The sequence below is a fragment of the Bacillus tequilensis KCTC 13622 genome (assembly GCF_000507145.1).
Taxonomy (GTDB): Bacteria; Bacillota; Bacilli; order Bacillales; family Bacillaceae; genus Bacillus; species Bacillus tequilensis.
In genome coordinates this window covers 77,097-101,413 of record NZ_AYTO01000031.1, presented here as the reverse complement: position 1 = coordinate 101,413, position 24,317 = coordinate 77,097, and the positions used below count along the sequence as shown (strand labels likewise).

27 protein-coding genes are annotated in these 24,317 nt (G+C 46.7%); 22 read left to right on the top strand and 5 right to left on the bottom strand.

Features of this window, described 5'->3' with window-relative positions; all coding sequences use genetic code 11:
* The 3 genes from V756_RS0109840 (at position 1) to sipU (ending at position 2,943) form a co-directional block, all read left to right on the top strand.
* Positions 1 to 1,122: a mannitol-1-phosphate 5-dehydrogenase gene (locus V756_RS0109840; protein WP_024714510.1), complete on the top strand. Its 1,122-nt coding sequence runs from the start codon at positions 1 to 3 to the stop codon at positions 1,120 to 1,122.
* 73 nt (positions 1,123 to 1,195) lie between these two features.
* Positions 1,196 to 2,260: a tartrate dehydrogenase gene (locus V756_RS0109835; RefSeq protein WP_081719826.1), complete on the top strand. Its 1,065-nt coding sequence runs from the start codon at positions 1,196 to 1,198 to the stop codon at positions 2,258 to 2,260.
* 119 nt (positions 2,261 to 2,379) lie between these two features.
* On the top strand, positions 2,380 to 2,943 hold the full coding sequence (gene sipU, locus V756_RS0109830; RefSeq protein ID WP_024714508.1) for a signal peptidase I sipU: 564 nt from the start codon (positions 2,380 to 2,382) through the stop codon (positions 2,941 to 2,943).
* Between the two features lie 60 nt (positions 2,944 to 3,003).
* Here sipU and V756_RS0109825 read toward each other — a convergent pair whose 3' ends face one another.
* Positions 3,004 to 3,612 carry a dienelactone hydrolase family protein gene (locus V756_RS0109825; RefSeq protein ID WP_024714507.1) on the bottom strand — a complete coding sequence of 203 codons (609 nt, stop codon included), beginning with the start codon at positions 3,610 to 3,612 and terminating at the stop codon, positions 3,004 to 3,006.
* Positions 3,613 to 3,697: 85 nt separating this feature from the next.
* On the opposite strand from V756_RS0109825, the gene V756_RS0109820 reads away from it, so the two are divergent.
* Entirely contained in the window at positions 3,698 to 4,090 is a 393-nt protein-coding gene (locus tag V756_RS0109820) for a 3-hydroxyacyl-ACP dehydratase FabZ family protein (RefSeq protein ID WP_024714506.1), read from the top strand.
* A gap of 35 nt (positions 4,091 to 4,125) precedes the next feature.
* On the opposite strand, the gene V756_RS01000000122220 is transcribed toward V756_RS0109820, so the two are convergent.
* Entirely contained in the window at positions 4,126 to 4,290 is a 165-nt protein-coding gene (locus V756_RS01000000122220; protein WP_032682072.1) for a YczO family protein, read from the bottom strand.
* 133 nt (positions 4,291 to 4,423) lie between these two features.
* On the opposite strand from V756_RS01000000122220, the gene V756_RS0109810 reads away from it, so the two are divergent.
* The 9 genes from V756_RS0109810 to V756_RS0109765 all read left to right on the top strand — a co-directional run bounded on the left by V756_RS0109810 (position 4,424) and on the right by V756_RS0109765 (position 11,845).
* Positions 4,424 to 5,173: a phosphoglycolate phosphatase gene (locus tag V756_RS0109810; RefSeq protein ID WP_024714505.1), complete on the top strand. Its 750-nt coding sequence runs from the start codon at positions 4,424 to 4,426 to the stop codon at positions 5,171 to 5,173.
* Positions 5,174 to 5,375: 202 nt separating this feature from the next.
* On the top strand, positions 5,376 to 6,149 hold the full coding sequence (pxpA, locus tag V756_RS0109800; protein WP_024714504.1) for a 5-oxoprolinase subunit PpxA: 774 nt from the start codon (positions 5,376 to 5,378) through the stop codon (positions 6,147 to 6,149).
* Between the two features lie 14 nt (positions 6,150 to 6,163).
* On the top strand, positions 6,164 to 7,378 hold the full coding sequence (locus V756_RS0109795; RefSeq protein WP_024714503.1) for an NRAMP family divalent metal transporter: 1,215 nt from the start codon (positions 6,164 to 6,166) through the stop codon (positions 7,376 to 7,378).
* Between the two features lie 24 nt (positions 7,379 to 7,402).
* Positions 7,403 to 8,176, top strand: coding sequence for a putative hydro-lyase (locus V756_RS0109790; RefSeq protein WP_081719831.1), 774 nt, complete (start codon positions 7,403 to 7,405; stop codon positions 8,174 to 8,176).
* A 44-nt stretch (positions 8,177 to 8,220) separates the two neighbouring features.
* Positions 8,221 to 8,943 carry a 5-oxoprolinase subunit PxpB gene (gene pxpB / locus V756_RS0109785; RefSeq protein WP_024714501.1) on the top strand — a complete coding sequence of 241 codons (723 nt, stop codon included), beginning with the start codon at positions 8,221 to 8,223 and terminating at the stop codon, positions 8,941 to 8,943.
* Between the two features lie 2 nt (positions 8,944 to 8,945).
* Entirely contained in the window at positions 8,946 to 9,953 is a 1,008-nt protein-coding gene (locus tag V756_RS0109780) for a 5-oxoprolinase subunit C family protein (protein ID WP_081719830.1), read from the top strand.
* Positions 9,954 to 9,968: 15 nt separating this feature from the next.
* Positions 9,969 to 10,721, top strand: a complete 753-nt coding sequence (locus V756_RS0109775) for an IclR family transcriptional regulator (RefSeq protein WP_024714499.1) — start codon at positions 9,969 to 9,971, stop codon at positions 10,719 to 10,721.
* Between the two features lie 62 nt (positions 10,722 to 10,783).
* The gene (gene lipC, locus V756_RS0109770) at positions 10,784 to 11,425 is read left to right on the top strand and encodes a spore germination lipase LipC (protein ID WP_024714498.1); all 642 of its coding nucleotides are present in this window, start codon (positions 10,784 to 10,786) and stop codon (positions 11,423 to 11,425) included.
* Between the two features lie 174 nt (positions 11,426 to 11,599).
* The gene (locus V756_RS0109765; RefSeq protein WP_024714497.1) at positions 11,600 to 11,845 is read left to right on the top strand and encodes a YczI family protein; all 246 of its coding nucleotides are present in this window, start codon (positions 11,600 to 11,602) and stop codon (positions 11,843 to 11,845) included.
* Between the two features lie 2 nt (positions 11,846 to 11,847).
* On the opposite strand, the gene V756_RS0109760 is transcribed toward V756_RS0109765, so the two are convergent.
* Positions 11,848 to 12,138 (bottom strand): antibiotic biosynthesis monooxygenase family protein, encoded by a 291-nt coding sequence (locus tag V756_RS0109760; protein ID WP_024714496.1) that lies wholly within the window; start codon positions 12,136 to 12,138, stop codon positions 11,848 to 11,850.
* A 151-nt stretch (positions 12,139 to 12,289) separates the two neighbouring features.
* Between V756_RS0109760 and pbpC the strand changes: the two genes are divergently transcribed.
* The 4 genes from pbpC (at position 12,290) to V756_RS0109740 (ending at position 19,293) form a co-directional block, all read left to right on the top strand.
* The gene (gene pbpC / locus V756_RS0109755) at positions 12,290 to 14,296 is read left to right on the top strand and encodes a penicillin-binding protein 3 (protein ID WP_050585655.1); all 2,007 of its coding nucleotides are present in this window, start codon (positions 12,290 to 12,292) and stop codon (positions 14,294 to 14,296) included.
* A 98-nt stretch (positions 14,297 to 14,394) separates the two neighbouring features.
* Positions 14,395 to 15,297, top strand: coding sequence for an aldo/keto reductase (locus V756_RS0109750; protein WP_024714494.1), 903 nt, complete (start codon positions 14,395 to 14,397; stop codon positions 15,295 to 15,297).
* Positions 15,298 to 15,486: 189 nt separating this feature from the next.
* On the top strand, positions 15,487 to 17,571 hold the full coding sequence (gene mtlR, locus V756_RS0109745; protein WP_024714493.1) for a mannitol operon transcriptional activator MtlR: 2,085 nt from the start codon (positions 15,487 to 15,489) through the stop codon (positions 17,569 to 17,571).
* A gap of 210 nt (positions 17,572 to 17,781) precedes the next feature.
* On the top strand, positions 17,782 to 19,293 hold the full coding sequence (locus tag V756_RS0109740; RefSeq protein WP_024714492.1) for a class I adenylate-forming enzyme family protein: 1,512 nt from the start codon (positions 17,782 to 17,784) through the stop codon (positions 19,291 to 19,293).
* Between the two features lie 16 nt (positions 19,294 to 19,309).
* Here the strand turns inward: V756_RS0109740 and V756_RS0109735 are convergent, their stop codons facing one another.
* Positions 19,310 to 19,906 carry a class I SAM-dependent methyltransferase gene (locus tag V756_RS0109735; protein WP_024714491.1) on the bottom strand — a complete coding sequence of 199 codons (597 nt, stop codon included), beginning with the start codon at positions 19,904 to 19,906 and terminating at the stop codon, positions 19,310 to 19,312.
* Positions 19,907 to 20,057: 151 nt separating this feature from the next.
* Between V756_RS0109735 and V756_RS0109730 the strand changes: the two genes are divergently transcribed.
* The 5 genes from V756_RS0109730 to amj all read left to right on the top strand — a co-directional run bounded on the left by V756_RS0109730 (position 20,058) and on the right by amj (position 23,879).
* Positions 20,058 to 20,918 (top strand): SDR family oxidoreductase, encoded by an 861-nt coding sequence (locus V756_RS0109730; RefSeq protein WP_024714490.1) that lies wholly within the window; start codon positions 20,058 to 20,060, stop codon positions 20,916 to 20,918.
* Between the two features lie 15 nt (positions 20,919 to 20,933).
* Positions 20,934 to 21,437 carry a D-lyxose ketol-isomerase gene (lyxE, locus tag V756_RS0109725; protein WP_024714489.1) on the top strand — a complete coding sequence of 168 codons (504 nt, stop codon included), beginning with the start codon at positions 20,934 to 20,936 and terminating at the stop codon, positions 21,435 to 21,437.
* Positions 21,438 to 21,525: 88 nt separating this feature from the next.
* Positions 21,526 to 22,077 carry a GNAT family N-acetyltransferase gene (locus V756_RS0109720; RefSeq protein WP_024714488.1) on the top strand — a complete coding sequence of 184 codons (552 nt, stop codon included), beginning with the start codon at positions 21,526 to 21,528 and terminating at the stop codon, positions 22,075 to 22,077.
* Between the two features lie 77 nt (positions 22,078 to 22,154).
* Entirely contained in the window at positions 22,155 to 22,577 is a 423-nt protein-coding gene (locus V756_RS0109715) for a pyridoxamine 5'-phosphate oxidase family protein (RefSeq protein WP_024714487.1), read from the top strand.
* A 492-nt stretch (positions 22,578 to 23,069) separates the two neighbouring features.
* Positions 23,070 to 23,879, top strand: coding sequence for a lipid II flippase Amj (amj, locus tag V756_RS0109705; protein ID WP_024714486.1), 810 nt, complete (start codon positions 23,070 to 23,072; stop codon positions 23,877 to 23,879).
* A gap of 45 nt (positions 23,880 to 23,924) precedes the next feature.
* Here amj and V756_RS0109700 read toward each other — a convergent pair whose 3' ends face one another.
* A complete protein-coding gene (locus tag V756_RS0109700; protein ID WP_019257503.1) occupies positions 23,925 to 24,215 on the bottom strand; it encodes a DUF3817 domain-containing protein in 291 nt (96 codons plus the stop codon).
* Between the last annotated feature and the right edge of the window lie 102 nt (positions 24,216 to 24,317).

Below are 24,317 nucleotides of genomic sequence, written 5' to 3'. Positions count from 1 at the left end.
ATGATCGCCTTACATTTCGGTGCGGGAAATATCGGGAGGGGGTTTATCGGAGCGCTGCTTCACCACTCCGGCTATGATGTGGTGTTTGCCGATGTGAACGCTACGATGGTCAGCCTCCTTCATGAAAAGAAAGCATATACAGTGGAGCTGGCAGAAGAGGGGCATTCATCAGAGGTGATCGGCCCGGTCAGCGCCATCAATAGCGGCAGCCAGCAAGAGGAGCTGTACCGGCTGATCAATGACGCGGCGCTTATCACGACAGCGGTCGGCCCGAACGTGTTAAAGCTGATTGCGCCGTCTATCGCAGAAGGCCTAAGACGAAGACGTCATGAAAACCCGCTAAACATCATTGCCTGCGAAAATATGATTGGCGGCAGCAGCTTCTTGAAGAAAGAGGTATTTAGCCACTTAACAGAAGCGGAGCGGGAATCTGTCAGTGAAACAGTTGGCTTTCCGAATTCCGCGGTAGACCGGATCGTGCCGATTCAGCATCATGAAGACCCGCTAAAAGTATCAGTTGAACCATTTTTTGAATGGGTCATTGATGAATCAGGCTTTAAAGGGAAAACACCGGTCATAAACGGCGCGCTGTTTGTTCATGATTTAACGCCGTACATCGAACGAAAGCTGTTTACGGTCAATACCGGACACGCGGTGACAGCGTATGTCGGCTATCAGCGCGGACTGAAAACAGTCAAAGAAGCAATTGATCATCCGGAAATCCGCCGTGTCGTTCATTCAGCGCTGCTTGAAACCGGTGACTATCTCATCAAAACGTATGGCTTTAAGCAAGCCGAACACGAACAATATATCAAAAACATTATCGGCCGCTTTGAAAATCAATTTATTACGGATGATGTGACCCGCGTGGCGAGATCGCCCCTCAGAAAATTGGGAGAGAATGATAGACTCGTAGGCCCGGCAAAGAAAATAAAAGAGCCGAACGCACTTGCGGAAGGAATTGCCGCAGCCCTGCGCTTTGATTACACCGGTGACCCCGAAGCGGTTGAACTGCAAGCGCTGATCGATAAAAAAGGATACAGCGGCGTGCTTCAAGAGGTGTGCGGCATTCAGTCTCATGAACCGCTGCATGCCATCATTTTAAAGAAACTCAACCAATAACAGACCCGTGACACCACGTCACGGGATTTTTTTCTAGTATAATAGAAAACGCTTACGATAACAGGGGAGGAGAATGACGATGAAACAATTCGAGATTGCGGCAATACCGGGAGACGGAGTAGGAAAAGAGGTTGTGGCGGCTGCTGAGAAGGTGCTTCACACGGCTGCTGAGGTGCACGGAGGTTTGTCATTCTCAATTACGTCTTTTCCATGGAGCTGTGATTATTATATGGAACACGGTGAAATGATGCCTGAAGACGGAATACATACACTTACTCAATTTGAAGCGGTTTTCTTGGGAGCAGTCGGAAATCCGAAGCTGGTTCCCGATCATCTTTCGTTATGGGGGCTGCTGCTGAAAATCCGGAGGGAGCTTGAGCTTTCCATTAATATGAGACCAGCCAAACAAATGGCGGGCATTACGTCGCCGCTTCTTCATCCAAATGATTTTGACCTCGTGGTGATTCGCGAAAACAGTGAAGGCGAGTACAGTGAAGTCGGCGGACGCATTCACAGGGGTGACGATGAAATCGCCATCCAAAATGCCGTATTTACGAGAAAGGCGACAGAACGAGTCATGCGCTTTGCCTTCGAATTGGCGAAAAAACGGCGCGGGCATGTGACGAGTGCGACAAAGTCCAATGGCATCTATCACGCGATGCCGTTTTGGGATGAAGTCTTTCAGCAGACTGCGGCTGACTACAGCGGAATCGAAACGTCATCTCAGCACATTGATGCGCTGGCCGCTTTTTTTGTGACGCGTCCGGAAACGTTTGACGTCATTGTGGCGAGCAATCTGTTCGGTGATATTTTAACCGACATTAGCTCAAGCCTGATGGGAAGCATCGGCATTGCGCCGTCTGCGAACATAAACCCGTCCGGCAAATACCCGTCCATGTTCGAGCCGGTTCATGGCTCAGCTCCCGACATTGCCGGACAGGGCCTAGCTAATCCAATCGGCCAGATTTGGACAGCGAAGCTGATGCTTGACCATTTCGGAGAGGAAGAACTGGGGGCGAAGATCCTCGAAGTGATGGAGCGGGTCACGGCTGACGGCATCAAAACACGTGACATTGGCGGACGAAGCACAACGGCCGAAGTCACTGACGAAATATGTGCGCGTGTAAGGAAACTTTGATGAAAAAGGCCGGGACAGACGGCTGCCCCGGCCAATCAATTTCCACAAAAGACTAACCAAGAAGATCCAAATGCTGTATAATAATTTGGAATTCTCAGGAAGGTATTGGGTGAAGGAAATTGAATGCAAAAACAACCACGTTAAAGAAAAAAGTAAAAACCAAATGGATCGTTATACTTAGCATCGTTTTTATCGCAGCGCTTATTTTTACGGTTAGAATGGCGTTTTACAAGCCTTTTCTCGTTGAAGGCTCATCAATGGCTCCAACGCTTAAAGATTCAGAAAGAATTCTGGTGGACAAAGCAGCCAAATATACATGCGGTTTTGATAGAGGTGACATCTTAGTCATTCATGACAAACAGAGCGGCCGTTCATTTGTGAAACGTTTAATCGGTTTGCCCGGTGACAGCGTTAAAATGAAGAATGATCAGTTATACATAAATGATAAAAAGGTCGAAGAGCCGTACCTAAAGGAACAGAAACAAGAGGTCAAAAAGTTGGGTGTAGCCTTAACGGGTGACTTCGAAGTTGAGGTTCCTTCCGGCAAATATTTTGTAATGGGAGACAACCGTCTCAATTCGATGGATAGCAGAAACGGAATGGGCATGCCTTCTGAGGAAGATATCATCGGTACTGAATCACTCGTCTTTTATCCATTCGGTGAGATGAGACAGGCAAAATAAAAACAAAACACATTGCATCGCAAACAGAGCGGACCTGATGAGACCACTGGCTGTGTGCGTTTAAGAAAACGTTGATGAAACAGGGTGAGGCCATTTTTCTGCCTCGTTTTTGATGATAGAAAGCGTTTTGAAGAGAAGTACCCTGTCGAATGTATCTGAATCAGGATTGGCAAAACCGTGAAGCGCCTCGAATTGATAAATCTCCACATGGGGATGCTGTTTTTCCCGCAGTTTTTTGATGAGAAGCGCAACGTCAAAAGACGGTTCATATGAAGGGAAAAACATGAAGACCGAGCACGCTGGCACGTGATAAAGAGAATCGCGTATCCGGGAACCGTAATAACAAACAGCTCCGCTCACCTCAGGCATACTGCTGCATTTCCATGCGATCGTAGCGCCTGCGCTGAATCCGATCACAAAGATGGGCCGTCCGGCGTTTTGTCTGATCAAGTGTTGAATAAGGAATTCTCCCGTTTTCAGCCGTTTATGTTTTGTAAACTGTTCGTATGCGGTTTTTTCCTCTTGTAAGGTGTAGACCTCACCATCTTCGAGCAGATTGGGCGTCAACACATCATATCCAGCCATTTTGATCAGCCGGGCCATTTTTTTCATATGGGTGTTTACGCCATATATTTCGTGTGCGAGAATGACGAGCGGCTTTTGCGGCATAACGGTCTCCTTTTGCGTTTTTTCCATTATATCCTATCGCTCAGCTTTCGGCTGATATATAATGGTCAAAAAAAGGAGATATAGAATGAACTCATTACCTTTGCCTCACCGCTATCCTTTTTTATTTATTGATGGCGTGACAGAAAGCGAGCCCGGAAAACATGCGGCGGCTTATAAGCTGGTCAGTGAGAACGACTGGTTTATTACTGAGACGCAAACAGAAATGCCTTTTTCACTTGTGATTGAAGCGCTTGCGCAAACCGCGGCTTTTACAGGCATTACGGAAGAGAACAGCTTGGGCTTATTATCTTCCGTGAAGAAAGCGGAAAAGCTGGGCGCGGCTATTCCCGGTGACCGGCTTGATCTTACGTTTGAAGTCGCGCGTAATCGGCGCGGGTTTGTATTTGGACATGCCAAGGCGTCAGTGGGCGGGCAGCCTGTTGCTGAAGCTGAAATCGGCATCTTTATTGAAAAATGAAAAAAACCCTTCACAACAATCTGTGAAGGGTTCTATTATTTCGTATCGTAATCCCGTTCGCTTTGTGAGCGGTCTCTTTGCTGCCGTTTGTGTTTTTCATCATTCATATTTTCCTTCAGCTCTTCATTCGGAATCGGATCGGTTAAGTCATTGTGTTCGGGGTTTTCATTTGGTTTGTTTTGCTGTTTTCTTTCTGTCACGTTTGATCACCTCACCGTTTGTTTTCCTCTTATCAATGCGCTTCAAACATGCGAAATCGCTTTTTTGTTCCGCTGGGTATAATGTATTAGAATAGAAATTAACCACAATTTCAAGATAAAGAGAGGTACATATATGTCTGTTCAAAGAGAAGATGTAGATATCAAGCTGATTGCAATTGATATGGATGGAACGCTGCTGAATGACGAGCAGCTGATATCGGATGAAAACCGCAAAGCTATACGTGAAGCCGAGGATAAAGGCGTGCACGTGGTGATCAGCACGGGCCGGACGCTGATGACGTGCCGGGAGCTGGCGGAATCGCTGAAGCTGTCATCCTTTTTAATCACGGCAAACGGCAGTGAAATCTGGGACTCGGATTTCAACTTGGTGGAGCGGAAGCTGCTCCATACGGATCATATTCAAATGATGTGGGATTTACGGAATAAGCACAACACCAATTTCTGGGCTTCTACGGTAAATAAAGTATGGAGAGGCGAGTTTCCGGAAAACATTACGGATCATGAATGGCTCAAATTCGGTTTTGAGATTGAGGATGACGACATCCGAAACGAAGTGCTGGAGGAGCTGAGAAAGAACAAAGAGCTTGAAATCACAAATTCAAGCCCGACAAACATCGAGGTCAACGCGCTTGGCATCAACAAAGCCGCAGCCCTTGCGAAGGTTTCTGAAAAACTCGGCTTTACGATGGAGAATGTCATGGCGATGGGCGACAGCCTCAATGACATCGCGATGATTAAAGAAGCCGGTCTGGGTGTCGCGATGGGCAATGCGCAAGACGTCGTGAAAGAAACGGCTGATTGGATCACGGATACAAATAGTAAGGATGGTGTCGCTAAAGCAATCCGCCATTGGGTACTATAAAAAAGGGAGTCCTAAAATGGACTCTCTTTTTTTATTTGGCAGGTTTTCTTCTGGGACCATGGTAGGTTTTCTGACAAAAGCGTTTCACAAACTGCCAGGATTCAATTATAATGAAGCAAAGTTCAAAAATTCGGAATAGTTGTTCCGAATTTCGGAACAATAAATACATCAAGCAAATCGTTGCTTTGGCAGGAGGGATTTTGTGTTTCAGGTTGATTTGAACTGTGATTTAGGAGAAAGTTTCGGAGCCTATACGATAGGCCTTGACCAAGATATTTTAGAGTATGTCACATCAGCGAACATCGCATGCGGATTTCATGCGGGAGATCCCGGTGTCATGCGGAAAACCGTTGCGCTTGCTGCAGAAAAAGGTGTGAAAATCGGCGCGCATCCGGGTTTGCCGGATTTGCTCGGCTTTGGGCGCCGCAATATGGCGGTCTCTCCTGAGGAAGCGTATGATCTCGTCGTCTATCAAATTGGCGCTCTCTCTGGTTTTCTAAAAGCAGAAGGGCTTCACATGCAGCACGTCAAGCCGCATGGAGCTTTATACAATATGGCGGCAGTCGATCAAAAGCTGTCGGATGCCATCGCGAAAGCTGTTTATAAGGTTGATCCGGGTCTGGTTCTTTTCGGTCTTGCTGAGAGCGAGCTCGTAAAAGCGGGGGAGCGGATCGGGCTTCAGACGGCAAATGAAGTGTTCGCCGACAGAACATACCAAGCAGACGGCACGCTCACGCCGCGCTCCCAGCCGGACGCACTCATTGAAAGCGATGATGCAGCTGTCACTCAGGTCATCAAAATGGTGAAAGAAGGCACGGTCAAATCCCAGCAAGGACATGATGTGTCACTAAAAGCAGATACAGTTTGCATTCATGGAGATGGAGCCCACGCGCTGACATTTGCACAAAAAATCAAAAAAGAGCTCAAAGCGGCGGGAATTGAAGTGACGTCTATTTCAGCACAGAGGTCAACATAAAGGAGGAACAATAGATGGAGCAGCAGAAAAAAACAACAGGAAAAAAAGCGGGCAGCTGGTCATTGTTGATGGGTGCCGCCTTTTTAATGGCGACATCAGCGATCGGCCCGGGTTTCCTCACACAAACCGCAACATTCACAAACACACTCGCGGCAAGCTTCGGTTTTGTCATCTTAATCTCTATTCTTTTAGATATTTTCGCTCAAACCAATGTATGGCGCATCATCGCTGTTTCTGGAAAGCGAGGCCAGGAAATTGCGAATATGGTGCTTCCCGGACTGGGTTATTTCATCGCAATTCTCGTCGTGCTTGGCGGACTTGCTTTTAATATCGGGAATATCGGAGGTGCCGGACTGGGGCTTCAGGTGCTGTTTGGCATTACACCAGAAACAGGGGCTTTGATCAGCGCAGTTATCGCCATTTTGATTTTTGTCATTAAAGAAGCGGGAAAAGCGATGGACCGCTTTACGCAAATCGCCGGCTTCGTCATGATTATTTTAACGGTCTACGTTGCGGCGACTACTGCTCCTCCGGTTGGACAGGCAGTGACAAATACATTCGCTCCGGAACATATCAGCATATTTGCGATCGTCACACTAGTGGGCGGAACCGTCGGCGGATATATTACATTTGCCGGGGGACACCGTTTGCTGGATGCGGGCATTAAAGGAAAGGAATCCATCCCGCAGGTGACAAAAAGCTCGGTTGTCGGCATTTTAATTACTTCTGTTATGCGTATCGCTCTATTCCTTGCGGTGCTTGGCGTTGTGTCAAAAGGCCTGCACATTGATGAAAGCAACCCTGCTGCTTCTGTCTTCAAGCTGGCTGCTGGAAACGTCGGTTATAAAATTTTTGGATTGATTATGTGGTCTGCGGCCATTACCTCTGTTATCGGGGCAGCCTATACATCCGTTTCATTTTTCAAAACCTTTTCTCCAAAAATCGAAAAGAACTCACGCGGCATTATTATCGGATTTATCGTGATTTCTACGTTAGCTTTTATCACAATCGGGCAGCCTGCGAAAATTCTCGTGCTTGTCGGATCTCTGAACGGCCTGATTTTGCCGATTGCGCTCGGAACGCTGCTTGTGGCTGCTTACAAGAAAAACATTGTCGGTGATTATAAGCATCCGCTTTGGCTGACAGGTACAGGCGCACTTGTTGTGATCGTCATGGCAGTTATGGGAATCTACACGTTATGTACACAACTTCCTCAATTGTGGAGCTGATAAAAGTTGGATCAATTAAACAAAGTGGCGCCGCGAGATGTGCGCGCCCTGATACGAGAGGGAAAAATAAACGGGCCGACCGCCGGAATGTCCGGCGGCTATGCCCAGGCGAATCTTGTGATTTTAAAGAAAGACCTTGCTTTTGACTTCCTGCTGTTTTGTCAGCGGAATCAAAAGCCATGTCCTGTGCTGGACGTGACGGAAACAGGTTCACCTGTGCCGTCTTTGGCTGCACCGGATGCTGATATCAGAACGGATTTTCCGAAATACCGTATTTACAGGCACGGTGTCCTTACGGAGGAAGTAGCTGATATCACACCATACTGGGAGGATGACTTTGTCGGCTTTCTGATCGGATGCAGTTTCTCTTTTGAACAGGCGCTGATCAATAATGGAATAGCTGTCAGGCATATTGATGAGGGAACAAACGTCCCGATGTATAAAACGAATATCAATTGTGTTCCAGCGGGGGCGTTTCACGGACAGATGGTTGTCAGTATGAGACCCGTTCCGGAACGGCTGGCTGTACGGGCCGCACAGGTGACTTCACGTTTTCCGGCCGTGCATGGAGGGCCGATCCATATTGGCAATCCTGAAGCAATCGGCATTCGTGATCTGGACAAACCGGATTTCGGTGATGTCGTTTCCATTCGTGAAGGCGAGGTTCCTGTTTTTTGGGCATGCGGGGTGACACCGCAAGCAGTGGCTATGAATGTAAAACCTGAAATGGTCATCACACATGCGCCGGGGCATATGCTCATCACAGATATTCGAGACGAGTCGCTTGCGGTGCTGTAACCTCTCGTCCTCCTAATGAACGAGAAATAAAAGAGGTGAGAAAGATGACTGTACGATATCAATTCGAACAGCTTGGTGATTCTGCAATGATGATCCGATTCGGAGAAGAAATAAATGAACAGGTCAACGGCCTTGTGCATGCCGCGGCCGCATATATAGAAGAACAGCCATTTCCGGGATTCATTGAATGTATCCCGGCTTTTACAAGTCTAACGGTATTTTATGATATGTATGAAGTGTACAAGTATTTGCCTCAAGGGATCAGCTCACCTTTTGAAAAGGTCAAGCGCGATGTTGAAGAGCGGCTGAAGGAAATAGCCGCAGACTATGAAAACAGCCGCCGTGTTGTAGAAATTCCCGTCTGCTATGGCGGTGAATTTGGGCCTGACTTAGAAGAGGTGGCGAAGATCAATCAGCTGTCACCGGAGGAAGTCATCAATATTCATACAGGCGGCGAATATGTGGTGTATATGCTTGGTTTCGCTCCCGGATTTCCTTTTTTGGGAGGGATGTCCAAACGCATTGCCGCCCCAAGAAAATCATCGCCAAGACCGTCGATTCCCGCTGGTTCAGTCGGTATTGCCGGATTGCAGACAGGCGTTTATCCGATTTCGACGCCGGGCGGCTGGCAGCTGATCGGCAAAACGCCGCTTGCTCTTTTCCGGCCGCACGAAGACCCGCCGACATTACTGCGGGCGGGAGACACTGTGAAATTTGTCCGCATCTCAGAAGAAGACTATCACGCCTATAAGGAGGAGTCCAATTGAGCATGAAAGTGTTAAAGCCCGGACTGCTCACAACGGTTCAGGATATAGGCAGAACGGGTTATCAAAAATATGGCGTTCTGGCAAGCGGCGCCATGGACACAGTTTCACTGCGCATTGCTAATCTGCTGATCGGCAACTGCGAAAAGGAAGCAGGTCTTGAAATTACACTGATGGGGCCTGGTCCGTCATTTTATTTTTCTAAAACGACGCTGATTGCGGTGACAGGGGCGGACTTCACTTTGCGTATTAATGACGAGGAAGCGCCTTTATGGAAGCCCGTGCTTGTCAAGGAAAACAGCATAGTCAGCTTTGGTCCCTGCAAGCTCGGGAGCCGCGCTTATTTAGCGGCTGCCGGCGGCATCGATGTGACTGCTGTCATGGAAAGCAAAAGCACGTATGTCAGAGCGGGTATCGGAGGACTTCATGGCAGAGCGCTTCAAAAGGAAGATGAACTCACCATTGGAGAGATGTCATCTCTTTCGAAAATCATCTCTTCCCGCTTAAGCACGCGGCTTGGAAAGCAGGGATTCGGAGCGCCGAAATGGTCGGTCAGCCGCGGCAGGTTTCTGCCATTGAAAAAGAATCCCGTCATTCGGGTGCTGGAAGGGAAACAATTCGACTTTTTCACAGAAGAATCAAAAACGCGTTTTTATGAAGAAACGTTTCGTGTCACTCCGCAATCCGATCGTATGGGCTACAGGCTCAAAGGAGAACCGCTCGAACTGAAGGCGCCGCTTGAGATGGTGTCAGAAGCGGTTTCGTTTGGAACAGTTCAGGTGCCGCCTGACGGCAACCCGATTATCCTGCTTGCGGACCGGCAAACGACCGGCGGCTATCCGAGAATCGCGCACATTATATCCGCTGATCTTCCGATTGTTTCCCAAATTATGCCGGGCGAGCACATCCAGTTTGAGCCTGTATCCCTTCAGAAAGCAGAAGCGCTTGCGATTGAACGGGAACAGCATATTAAAGAACTGAAAATAAGAATGAAGATGGAATGGCTGATATAGCAAAGGGGATGAAAGATGCAGAATAAAAACAAAACCGTTGTGAAATCTATGTCGCTGCTTCATTTGTTTTTGCATGAACCAAGCCTTACCTTGAGTGAACTAGTGTCGAAGTCAGGCATGCCGAAAACCTCTGTTCATCGGATGGTCAGTTCTTTGGAGGAAATGGGTTTCCTTAATCGGGATGCGGCCGGCGCTTATTCGCTGGGACTGATGTTTTTGGAATTCGGACAGCTTGTCGCTGACAGGCTGGATATCAGAAAAATAGCGAAACCCATTATGGAAGACCTGTGCCGGGAAGTGGATGAAGCCGTGCAATTGATCATGAGAGACGGCAATGAGGCGATATACGTTGAGAAAATAGAAGGGACACAGACTGTGCGGCTGTACACGGCGATCGGCCGGCGTTCTCCGCTGTATGCGGGAGCGTGTGCCAGAAGCATTCTGTCCTTTCTCCCTCGTGAAGAAATCGAAACATACATCAAACAAACAAAGCTTATTTCAATTGGCTCCGGAACGATCACCGATCCAGAAAAGCTGCTTCAGGTGATTGATGCATCCGTACAAAACGGCTATACCATCAGCTATTCAGAGCTCGAAAACTATACGGCGGCCATTGGCGCTCCGATCTTTAACCATAAGCGTCAGGTGGCAGCAGGCATCAGCATTGCAGGCTTTGAAGCGAGATTTACAGAAGACAGGCTTCCGTATTTAACAGAAAAGGTGAAGGATGCCGCCTTGGAGATTTCCAGAAAAATAGGGTATTCATAAGTAGCCGATCTTTTCTCCGCTGCGTACATTAACGTATCGACTTTAGGAGTGGAGGAAAAAACATGGTGCTTCGATATACAGCACTGGGGGATTCTTTGACGACAGGGAGAGGAGCCGGGCTGTTTTCTCCCGGCTTCGTCCAGCGTTTCGGAGACATGATGGAAGCCGACTTGAAAACAAATACGGCAATATCCATCTTTGCAAAATCAGGCCTGAATACAGAACAAATTCTGGGGCTGCTGTCTTATCCCTATGTGCAAAAATGCATTCAAGCTGCTGACATGATAACCATCACAGGGTGCGGAAACGATCTCATCGATTCGGTCTTAGCATACGAAACGTCTAAGGATGAAACGATTTTCAGCCGTGTATCCGCCCATTGCCATGAGAATTTTGAAAAGATGATTGCCAAAATCGCCGAGATCAAAGGAGAAAATTCTTCCCCGTACGCCATCCGAGTGTTCAACCTATACAATCCGTTTCCCGGCATTGAAATCGCCGGCAAATGGATCACATCTTTTAATTCGCATTTAGAAACACTTGCATCAGCACCCCATGTCAAAATCGCGGACGCCTACAGCATCTTCAAAGGAAAAGAGCAGGAATACCTGTCCTTTGACGGTGTCCATCCGAACAGCAAGGGCTATCAAGCGATGGCTGAAGCCGTTCACAAGCTAGGCTATAAAGAGCTGTCAGTTTCATAGAAACGCGCGCCTTATGACAGGGCGCGTTTTTTATGTGAAATTGAAATATTAAAAGAAACTTAAAATTCCCTGTCTTCTGTTCTACAGACAAAAAAAGTGCGCTAGAATAATGGAGGGCGTAGGCAAATATAGCCATAACGTTCAATATTTCGTATATAAGGAAGGATGGTCCTTTTGTTTCGGATTTTTAAAATGTCTTTTGCGGTTATCATTATTATACTGGCGCTTATTGCTTTTAACTATACGGAACATACCTCTGTTATCCAATCGCTCATGCTCGTTTTTCTTGGTGCAGTCATGTTTATGCAGGGGCTTGAAGAGCGCAAAAAAGAAAACGACGGCTCAGGCGCTTTTAATATTTATACCGCCGTTTTCGTATGGTCTGTCTCTCTCATCGGTTTTACACTTCATATCATATAATTCTATTGCACATCTTGAAAATGCCCGACCGTCGGGAATGGGGTATAGAACTGATGAAGCAAGGCTTTCCACTCTTGATACTCTGAAGAACCGCGAAAGCCTTCCGTATGGTCCTCAAGTGTTTCCCACTCCACAAGCAGCAGATACTTATGCGTTTCTTCCATGCATTTTGATAACGAGTGCGTGATATAGCCCTTCATGCCGGAAATGATCGGTGCCGCTTGCCGGAACGCCTCCTCAAACTCTTGTTCCAGCCCTTTTTTAATGTGAAGCATTGCCGCCTCTCTGATCATGTCATCCCTTCTTTCTGTCTTTTCAAACAGTCTACAGCAAACGACAGGAGATTTCTGCAAAAGCGGTGAAGCTTTTCCTTCATTTTCAAAAAAATCTTGCAAGCACTAATTCATATAAGAGAAAATAACAAGTGGAAGGAAGGGGAAAGTCATGTTGAAAAAGTGTATTCTACTAGTATTTCTATGCGTCGGATTGATTGGATTAATCGGATGCTCCAAAACGGATTCACCAGAGGATCGCATGGAAGCATTCGTGAAACAATGGAACGATCAGCAATTCGATGAGATGTATCAAAGCCTGACCAAAGATGTTAAAAAAGAAATCTCCAAGAAAGATTTCATCAACAGGTATAAAACCATTTACGAGCAGGCAGGCGTGAAACATCTGAAAGTCACTGCGGGAGATGTGGATAAGGACGATAAAGACAACGAGACAATGAAGCACATCCCATATAAGGTCAGCATGGATACAAATGCGGGCAAGGTCAGCTTCAAAAATACCGCCGTGCTGAAAAAAGAAAAAACAGATGACGAGGAGTCATGGAATATAGATTGGGACCCGTCGTTTATTTTCAAGCAGCTGGCTGATGACAAAAAAGTGCAAATTATGAGCATCGAACCAAAACGCGGCCAAATTTACGATAAAAACGGGAAAGGCTTAGCCATCAATACAGATGTTCCTGAAATCGGAATTATTCCCGGTGAGCTTGGAGATAAAAAAGAAAAAACTATAAAAGAGCTTGCGAAAAAACTTGATTTGACTGAAGACGACATCAAGAAAAAGCTGAATCAAGGCTGGGTGAAAGACGATTCGTTTGTGCCGGTCAAAATGGTCAAGCCTGACCAGCAGAAATTAGTATCTGAGGCCACCTCATTACAAGGTGTAACAAGAACGAATGTCAGCTCCCGCTACTATCCGTATGGCGAAAAGACTGCCCATTTAACAGGCTACGTACGCGCCATCACTGCGGAGGAACTGAAGAAACAGAAAGACGGAACATACAGCGATACGTCTAACATCGGCATCGCCGGACTTGAAAATGTGTATGAAGACAAGCTAAGAGGCACAACCGGCTGGAAAATCTACGTGCCGCAAACCGGAGAAGTCATCGCTGAGAAGAAAGCGAAGGACGGCGAGGATCTTCACCTCACAATTGATATCAATACGCAAACAAAGCTGTATGATGAACTGAAGGATGACAGTGGGGCGGCAGTCGCACTGCAGCCGAAGACAGGCGAAACACTCGCTCTTGTCAGCGCACCTTCTTACGATCCAAACGGATTTATTTTCGGCTGGGACGATAAGGAATGGAAAAAACTAAACGAAGATAAAAACAATCCGTTTTCAGCGAAATTCAACAAAACCTACGCGCCGGGTTCCACGATTAAACCGATTGCAGCTGCCATCGGACTCAAAAACGGCACCCTTAAAGCGGATGAGAAGAAAATAATCAAAGGCAAAGAGTGGCAAAAGGATTCAAGCTGGGGCGGCTATTCAGTGACACGTGTGTCCGAGAGCCTTCAGCAAGTCGATCTGGAAAATGCCCTCATTACATCTGACAATATTTATTTCGCGCAGAACGCACTTGATATGGGGGCGGACAACTTTACAAAAGGTCTGAAAACGTTTGGCTTCTCAGAGGACATTCCATACGAATTCCCGACCCAGAAGTCGTCTATCGCAAATGACAAGCTCGATTCAGACATTCTGCTTGCGGATACAGGATACGGACAAGGACAAATGCAAATGTCTCCGCTTCACTTGGCGGCTGCTTACACGCCATTTGTGGATAACGGAGATCTTGTCAAACCGACACTGATCAAAAAAGATTCACAAACAGCCGATGTCTGGCACAAGCAAGTGGTCACGAAGGAAGGAGCGGCGGACATTACAAAAGGTCTGAAAGGCGTCGTGGAAGACGTGCGCGGATCAGCGTATCAGCCTGTCGTGAAAGGAATCACCGTTGCCGGAAAGACTGGAACAGCCGAGCTGAAGACATCAAAAGATGATAAAGACGGCGCGGAAAATGGCTGGTTCGTCGGCTACGATTACAAAAATAAAGACCTGCTTGTCGCAATGATGATCCAAAATGTGCAAGACCGCGGCGGCAGCCACTATGTCGTTGAGAAAGCGAAAAAGCAATTTCAATCGAATTAATGCCTTTTTGACAGGAATGAAAGGAAAAAGGGGATCTGAGGCCGAATGAACTAATAAGGGGCAAAACCCGGTTTGTACACAGAAAAGAGGGATTTTGCATGCAGCGTATTCAATTGGCGGAGGATCTTCAATTTTCAAGAGTCATCCACGGGCTTTGGCGGCTGAATGAATGGAACTATTCAGATGCCGAGCTGCTCAGCCTCATTGAATGGTGTATCGATCACGGCATCACAACCTTTGACCATGCCGATATTTACGGAGGCTATACGTGTGAAAGGCTGTTTGGAAACGCTCTTGCCCTTTCGCCCGGATTAAGGGAAAATATTGAGCTGGTCACAAAATGCGGCATCGTTCTTGAAGCACCTGAACGTCCCGCTCACAGTTCGCATCATTATAACACAAGCAAATCACATATTTTAGCATCCGTTGAGCAATCTCTTATGAACCTAAGAACGGATTATATCGATGTGCTTCTGATTCACAGACCGGACCCGCTCATGGACCCGGAGGGAGTATCAGAGGCGTTTCAAGCGCTGAAATGCTCCGGCAAGGTCAGACACTTCGGCGTTTCAAATTTTAAAGACCACCAGTATCGCATGCTGGAATCGTATTTGCCTGAAAAGCTCGTGACCAATCAGATCGAGCTATCCGCATATGAATTAGAAAATGTGCTGGACGGCACACTGAACCTGTGCCAGGAAAAACGGATTCCGCCAATGGCTTGGTCACCGCTGGCAGGCGGCAAAGTATTCACCGGCGACACAGAAAAAGACCGCCGTACCCGCACGGCGCTCGAATCCGTTCAGGCGGAAATCGGCGCCGCGTCAATAGACGAGGTGATGTACGCATGGCTGTTTACGCATCCGGCCGGCATCATGCCGATTGTCGGAAGCGGAAAACGCGAGCGGATTTCCGCCGCGGTACATGCGCTGGCATACAAGCTTGATCAGGATCAGTGGTTCCGCATTTTTACAGCCGTACAGGGCTGCGATATACCTTAACAAAAAGCACCAGCTAAACAGCTGGTGCTTTTTCAATACTGTCACACTTGCTAGTGCCAAATTACCATTTATAAGTGATTGAATCTCCTTTGAAAGCGTTTTATATTAAAAAGAAAACCTCTCTTTTGTTATCTCCTGAATTTCCTCGCGACTTCATCCATACATCACGACTGTCTAGGAGGCCTTTTTATGTATATGACTGCCAGAGAACAAAAGCTGTTAAAGCACTTATTATTGCAAAACCGATATGTCACTGTCACTGAGCTTGCCGAGCTGATGGAAGTCAGCACGAGAACCATTCACAGAGAGCTCAAATCAATTAAGCCACTGATGGAAACCGCAAACCTTACGCTCGATAAACAGCCCGGTAAAGGGTTGAAGGCAGTGGGAAGTCCCGAGGACAAACAAAAGCTGCTGACTGATTTATCATACGAACAGCATGAATATAGCGCGGACGAACGTAAACTGCTCATTCTCTGTTCGTTATTAGAGTCTCAGGAACCGGTTAAGCTGTACACGCTTGCCCATGATCTGCAGGTGACGAATGCCACGGTCAGCTATGACTTAGACGAGCTGGAGAAATGGATTTCTCCCTTCGGATTGATATTGATCCGTAAAAGAGGCTTTGGCATCCAGCTTTTAGGGCCGGAAAATGCGAAACGGAAAATTGTCGGCAACTTGATTGTGAACCGTCTCGATATCCAAATGTTTTTGGAAGCGGTTGAGTTAAACATCAAAGGAAAAGCCGATTCATCAGAGAAAATGTTCGGCGTAGTCAGCAAAGGCGAACTTTTAAAAATGGAGCGTATCTTATTTCAGCTGAAAGAAAAAATCGCCTTTTCATTGTCCGACAGCTCCTATATCGCGCTCGTCGTCCATCTGACGTATGCGATTGAACGGATCAAGCTTGGGGAAACCATCACCATGGAGCAAGCCGAACTTGAGGAACTGAAGAGTGCGAAAGAATACAGCTCTGCTCTTGAAATCGCGGGCGAGCTTGAACGTGCCTTCAGTGTAACAATTCCGGAGGCGGAGGTCGGCTATATTACAATCCACCTTCGAAGCGCCAACCGAAAATACAAAACAGAATACAAAGCGCAGGAAATCGAACTGGAAACAGCTCTGCAAACAAAGCGGCTCATTGCTTTTATTTCAGACAAAATCAGAATGGATCTCACGAAAAACTACTCTTTATATGAAGGCTTGATCGCCCACTTGGAGCCGGCCGTCAGCCGCATAAAAGAGAATATTGAGATATACAATCCGATGAAGGAACAGATCAAGCGCGATTATTTTCTGCTTTATATGGCGATTGAAGAAGGCGTGGAAAAGGTTTTTCCGGGCATGTCCTTTTCTGATGATGAGATCGCTTTTATCGTTCTTCACTTTGGCTCAGCTCTTGAAATCAAAAAAGAAGAAGCAAAAGTGAAAGCGCTTGTCGTCTGCTCAAGCGGGATCGGTTCTTCGAAAATGCTTGCTTCCAGACTGAAGAAAGAGCTTCCGGAAATTCAGTCATTTGACATGTCCTCTTTGATCGAGCTGAAGGACAGAGATGTTCAATCGTATGATATGATCGTTTCCACCGTTCCGATTCCTTACGAAAACATTGATTACATGATGGTCAGCCCGCTTTTAAATGAGGAAGACGCAAATCAGGTGAAGCAGTATATCAAGCGGAAAATCCCCCTCATTCTTGAGAAAAAAAGAAGCACGAAGGAAGAGGCGCGTCAAGCTGACGTGCCTGACATGCTGGCAGCGGCGGAAAGCGTGGGGCGGTATATGGCCGTCATGCAAGATGTGCTGCGCCACTTTACTCTTACTCACCTCAAAACAAACCCTGATCATAGCATGCTCCTGTTAGAGCTTTTCCGGCAGCTGAAGAAAGATGGCTTGATCCGTGATCCGAAAAAAGCGGCGGATTGCCTGGCGGAGCGGGAGAAACAAGGGGGATTGGGAATCCCGGGGACAAACATGGCGCTTTATCATCTCAAAAATGATGAAATTGTCCTGCCTTTTTTCAAAATATATGATCTCAGCACCTCTTATGAAGTGAATGGCATGGACGGAAATACCCTCAGGATGACACGTATCCTCATGATGATGGCGCCTGATTCATTATCTGCTGAAGGCTCGGAGATTTTAAGCGCAATCAGCTCCGCCATTATCGAGAGCAGAGAAAGCATGGCGGGGTTTCAGGAAGAGGGAGAACAAGAACTGTATCAGCGGTTAAACCGCGTATTTTTCACATGGCTGAAAGAAAAAAACATCCTGTAATCCTGCACGGCACACGTCAAAAAAATGGCGTGTGTTTTTATGTGGGTGGGGCACAAAATAAGAAAATGCGGGACTATTTTATCATTCATCAATGGAATAATTCCAAAATGAAATAGTTTTACAAGTTATCTTTTTTGGGTTAAAATGGGTGAGGTAGGAAGAAAATCTAACAAATTATAGAAGATTAATGAGAATATAGGAGATGACGATATGGAAACACTACAGCATCTGATCCTGCATGACATGCCGGATAGCGAAGAAATAGAGGCTGTAAAAAGCGGAGCTCATACACTGACATATAAAGAATACCGTAAGCGGATTAATCAACTGGCAAATGCCATGCTGCAAAAAGGAATTCAAAAAGGAGACCGTGTCGCACTGCTTTGCAAAAACGGGCATCCTGCATCAACTGTTATGTTCGCAGCGCTTGAAATAGGTGCTGTTGTGGTACCTGTCAGCTGGCAGCTGAAACCATATGAAATGACAGGCATTTTAAAAGCGAGTGAACCGAAAGCGATGTTTTACGGAGCGGAGTTTAAAGAGACACTCAACGAAGTTCTTCCTGAGCTGTCTTCACTCCAGATTATGATGGAAACAGGTACAGCTTACGAAACATCTGCTGAATTTGAAGCTCTGTTTGCGGGTCCTGACCATTTGCCCGAAACTGAAATGGTTTCCCCAGATGATACGGCGCTTCTGATGTTTACGTCCGGAACGACAGGAAACCCGAAAAGATGCATGATCACACATGGCGGCATATACAGATATGTAGAAAGATCCACTAGCTCAGCAACACGCATGAAGGGCCTTCGTTTTCTCGCGTGCCACCCGATTTATCATACGAGTGCGCTCATTTGCATCATGCTGGGAACCTTTGCAGGAACGACTTTCATTTTTACAAAGGATCAAGATCCTGTTGATATGCTGAAGGTCATTGAAGAAGAAAAAATTCAAAGCGTGATGGCTCTTCCTGTGTTTTACACGTATTTGCTCGAAGCATGGGAAAAGCACCAAACCGACATATCTTCGCTTGTGATTTTAATGACAGGCGGAACAAAAGTGCCGAGCAGCCTGATCCGCCGCTATAATGATATCGGCATTCCGCTCGCACACGGCTATGGAAGCACTGAAGCTTGGGGAATCAGCACATGGATGCCTGAGATGGGAATGGATAAAGCTGCATCTGCGGGGAAACCTGTGGAAGGTGTTAAAGTCAAAGTCGAAGATCCTCAGACGGGAGAAGAACTCCCTCAAGGTGAAATCGGCGAAATCGTTGTTCACACGCCATTCTTATTTAAAGGCTATGAAGACAACCCTGAAGCGACAGCAAAAGTGCTGCAAAACGGCTGGTTCAAAACCGGAGATTCAGGCTATGTGGATGAAGATGGCTTTATTTTCATCACGGGGCGCTACAAGGATGTCATTATTTACGGAGGCGATAACGTCTATCCGGATCAGGTTGAGGAAGTCATCCAGCAGATCCCGGGAATTCTTGAAACGGCTGTGGTCGGTATACCAGACCCGCTGTACGGAGAAAAACCGCGCGCTTTTATCGTGACAAACGGCGGCCAGCGTATAACGGAAGAGGACGTCGTCGCATTTTGCCAGGAACGCCTTTCCGCTTACAAAATACCTGAAGTTGAATTCGTGAACGAACTGCCGAAAAATAACCTCGGCAAGGTAAAAAAAGACGTCTTGCGCAAGCAGGCCGTTCATTCGTAAAAAAGAAGCCCGTCACTTATGTGACGGGCTTCTTTGCAGTTGCACAGACGGAAAGCTCAGGCTTAATGTTTTTAAAGTGCAGCTCAATATCTTCGAAGCCGGCTGCTTTGAAGTCGGCAATCATCTGTTGTCCAAATGATTTGGTTTTTTCGGGACTGGCGTCCGCTTCCCGCGGCTGCATCGTAATCGCTGCTTTGCCGCCGGGCTTTAGCGCCCGATAAATCTGTCTCACGCCTTTTGTCTGGTCATTCCAAATGGTGTAGTTGTTAACGGAAATCACTTTATCATAAAACGAGGCGGCGAGAGGGAATGTCTCAATGTTTCCTTGTATCAAACGCACACCTTTCGATTTTACTCTGCGGGCGGCCAGCTTCAGCATGGCTTCTGATATATCAATCCCATGAAGCTCAACGGCCTTTTCGCGTTTCAGCATCTGCTGCATGCAGTATCCCGGGCCGAACCCGATTTCTAAAATGCTGTCTCCGCGTCTGACCCCAAGCTGATCGATTGTCCACTGATTCAGTGTCTGATTTTCAGCTGCCATGATGTACCCGGCAAGCATGCCGAATACGCCCTTTGGCCGGCTGAATTTTTTAGAAAGCATGTTAATCATTCAGCAACCCCCTTTGCAAGTTATTTCCTCCTTACGTTTCATGTGAAACATTTTTCTAATAAAGCAATGTGAAGGTGCCAATCCATGTTTATGAGTAGAACATGTGAGGTACTCAACAAATAGACATGAAAAACAAAGGAGGAGAATCATCATGACAAATTATCCAAACGAACTGCCGGGACAAATCCAAAATCGCCAGCCGGGAATCGAAAGTGAAATGAATCCAACCCCGGTGTATGAGTACGAACATTATAAAGGCTCTGGCAAATTAAAAGGAAAAGCAGCGCTCGTTACAGGCGGCGACAGCGGGATCGGACGCGCGGTATCCGTCGCTTACGCAAAGGAAGGCGCTGACATCGCCATTGTGTATAAAGATGAGCATGGGGACGCCGAAGAGACGAAAAAGCGTATAGAACAAGAAGGTGTAAAATGCCTGCTGATCCCCGGTGACGTAGGCGAGGAGGAGTTCTGCAATGAAGCGGTTGAAAAAACGGTCAAGGAGCTAGGCGGCCTAGATATCCTTGTAAACAATGCCGGTGAACAGCATCCGAAGGACAGCATCAAAGAAATTTCAAGTGAACAGCTTCACCGCACATTCAAAACAAACTTTTATTCTCAATTTTATTTGACTAAAAAAGCAATTGATTACTTAAAACCGGGCAGTACTATTATCAACACGACATCCATCAATCCGTACGTAGGGAACCCGAAACTGATTGATTATACAGTGACAAAAGGTGCTATCAATGCCTTTACAAGAACAATGGCACAGGCGCTTGCCAGTGATGGAATCCGTGTGAATGCAGTTGCACCGGGACCAATTTGGACGCCATTAATTCCGTCTACATTCTCAGAAGAGACAGTCGCTCAATTTGGAAAAAATGCGCCTCTGGGCCGTCCTGGACAGCCTGTTGAGCTCGTTGGCTCTTATGTGCTGCTGGCTTCAGATGAGTCATCTTACATGACAGGCCAAACACTGCACGTTAATGGCGGCAGTTTTGTGACGACATAAGAGGGAGTGAAACATGTGGGTATCACGAAAGAGGAAGTAAACAGCTATTATCAAAAAGCAGGTATTGTATTAACGGATGAGGAAGTAGACCAAATACAGCTGATGGACTATGGCTTAGGAAAAGAAAGAAAAGCCGGGCTCCAGCTCTTCATCTACGTGAATACAGACCGTTATTGCTCAAAGGAACTGGTGCTGTTTCCGGGACAGACGTGCCCGGAACACCGCCATCCGCCGGTCGACGGCCAGGAAGGCAAGCAGGAGACATTCCGCTGCCGCTACGGAAAAGTATATCTTTATGTAGAAGGAGAAAAAACGCCGCTTCCAAAGGTTCTCCCTCCGCAAGAGGACAGAGAACACTATACAGTCTGGCACGAAATTGAGCTTGAACCAGGCGAGCAATATACGATCCCGCCGAACACGAAGCATTGGTTCCAGGCCGGGGAAGAAGGTGCCGTCGTGACGGAAATGTCTTCGACGAGCACAGATAAACATGATATCTTTACGGATCCGAGAATTTAAGGATGGGGCTTAAACAGCCCATCCTTTTTTGTATTGAAAAAAACAGAATCACCGCTATAATGGGTAAAAAAGGAAAGAGGGCGAGGGAATGTTCACCTGCAAGGTAAATGAGCACATCACCATTCGATTGCTGGAGCCAAAGGATGCGGATCGGCTTGCCGAACTCATTATCGAAAATAAGCAGCGGCTCGGCCGGTGGCTGTTTTTTGCGGAAAACCCAAGCAGCGCTGAAACGTATAGAGAAACACTCATTCCAGATTGGCGGCGGCAATATGCCGACCTGAACGGCATCGAAGCGGGGCTCTTTTATGACGGCAGCCTATGCGGCATGATCGGACTGCATAACCTTGATCAAGTGAATCGAAAAGCGGAAATCGGATACTGGATTGCCCAAGAATATGAAGGAAAAGGCATCATGACGGCAGCCTGCCGGACTCTCATCACGTATGCCTTTGAAGAGCTTGGACTGAACCGCGTTGCAATATGTGCGGCTGTCGGAAATCAAAAAAGCCGGGCGGTCCCGGAGCGGCTCGGCTTTCAAGAGGAAGGGAAGGCGCGGGACGGCTTATTTGTTAACGGCAGGTATCATGATCTTGTGTATTACAGCATGCTGAAGCGTGAATGGAAAGAATCAAAATAAAACGCGCATTTTCTTGTTTAAATCTTCCCCGGATGTGGAAAAGTAACAGCGGAGACGTTAAAAAGGAGTGATTCACAATGAATCAGCAAGATATCAAACAAAAAGTGCTAGATGTTCTAGAACACCATAAAGTAGGCTCGCTCGCAACGGTTCAAAAGGGTAAGCCGCATTCCCGCTACATGACTTTTTTCCATGACGGGCTGACGATCTACACACCAACAAGCAAAGAAACTCATAAAACGGAAGAGATTGAGAACAACCCTAATGTCCACATTTTATTAGGCTATGATTGTGAAGGCTTTGGCGACGCGTATGTCGAGGTTGCAGGAAAAGCCAAAATCAACAATTCGGCTGAACTGAAGGACAAAATATGGAGTTCCAAATTAGAACGCTGGTTTGACGGCAAGGATGATCCAAATCTGGTGATTCTTGAAATTCAACCGGAGGATATCAGATTGATGAATGCCGGAGAGAAAACGCCAGTCTCACTCGAATTATAAAAAGGTTGTATTTGCAGGGGCGATATGTTATCATGAATAGCTAAGCAAGAAAAATAAGCAAATAAAAAAGAAAGTAAACTTCTTTTTTCTGTTTTGAGATAGAAGCTTTACCGCTTCACGAGCAGCAAACCAGCTGCCCTTATTCTTTTCCTTCATAACAAATCGCCCCTAACGATGAGATGGAAAAAAGACTTTTTTGTTTTACAATTCACACTGGCGCGGCTTCGGAGCCGCAGTGACGATTGAGAGGTAGGGCTTTCGTTGTCTTGTGTTCAAGAAATTTCCATGGTGTTTACTTTCAAGAGTGATTCTTCGGAACAATGCTTTATGAATCTAACCCGCCCGATGTGCGGATGATATAATCTTTATTTGCGTATAGAAAAGAATAAGACAAACCGCCCGGCGCGAGCCGGCGGTTTTTTTATTGGAAACTGAAACCTCTTTATCTTCTCTATAGTCTTATCTCTAGGATGAAATTGGAGGAAGAATAACGTGCATGTCATTACAACACAAGTACTTTTTATTTTCTGTTTTTTATTACTGATTCACTCGATAGAAACTTTAGCTTATGCCACCAGGCTTTCCGGGGCCCGCGTTGGATTTATTGCGTCCGCGCTTTCTCTGTTTAATGTCATGGTCATCGTATCCAGAATGTCGAACATGGTGCAGCAGCCCTTTACCGGACATTTAATTGATGATGCGGGAAAAAACGCCCTGGCGATTGTCAGCGAGCAGTTCCGCTTCTTGATTTTCGGATCGACAGTCGGCACCATCCTGGGCATTATCCTGCTTCCGTCTTTTGTCGCTCTTTTCTCACGGGCGATTATTCACTTGGCGGGCGGCGGCGGCTCTGTTTTACAAGTGTTTCAAAAGGGATTCTCGAAACAAGGATTCAAAAATGCCCTTTCCTATTTGCGTCTGCCGTCTCTTTCATATGTAAAAGGGTTTGACATCCGCTTGATCCCGAAGCGTTTGTTTGTCATCAACATGCTGATTACATCCATTTATACGATCGGCGTGCTTTCGGCTTTATACGCAGGCCTTCTGGCGCCGGAGCGCAGCACGACAGCGGTCATGGCATCGGGTTTGATCAACGGGATTGCGACGATGCTGCTGGCCATTTTTGTTGATCCTAAGGTATCTGTTCTCGCTGATGACGTGGCAAAAGGAAAAAGAAGCTATACGTATTTAAAGTGGACCTCTATCACAATGGTTACCTCAAGGGTGGCGGGTACGCTCCTCGCCCAGCTCTTGTTTATCCCGGGCGCCTACTATATCGCGTGGCTGACAAAGTGGTTTTAACTAAGAAAGGCTGGATCATAAAGATCCAGCCTTTTTCGCGTTTTCTTATTTATATTTTCTTAATCCGCGGTCGTACAAAAAGTTCCCGAATGGGACAAAAGCGGCGATAAACCCGGCGGCTGACCATTTCAGCGGCCATTTGACAGAGAAAGCCGCATACGCCAAAACAAGCAAATACAAAATGAACAATCCGCCGTGAACCGAACCGACAATGGTCACCGCAAGCGGAAGGCCTGCCCAATATTTCAGCGGCATGGCGATGAACAGCAGGATTAAGAGTGACATTCCTTCAATAAAACCCATCGTGCGCAGTCTTCCGATCGGCGTTTGCAGCATAAATCGCCCTCCTTGTGGACACATTTTCACTATATATGATAAACAATCCGGAGAGCGCATATGACCGCTTTCAGAAAATGTTCGGAAAACTTTCATTTTTAT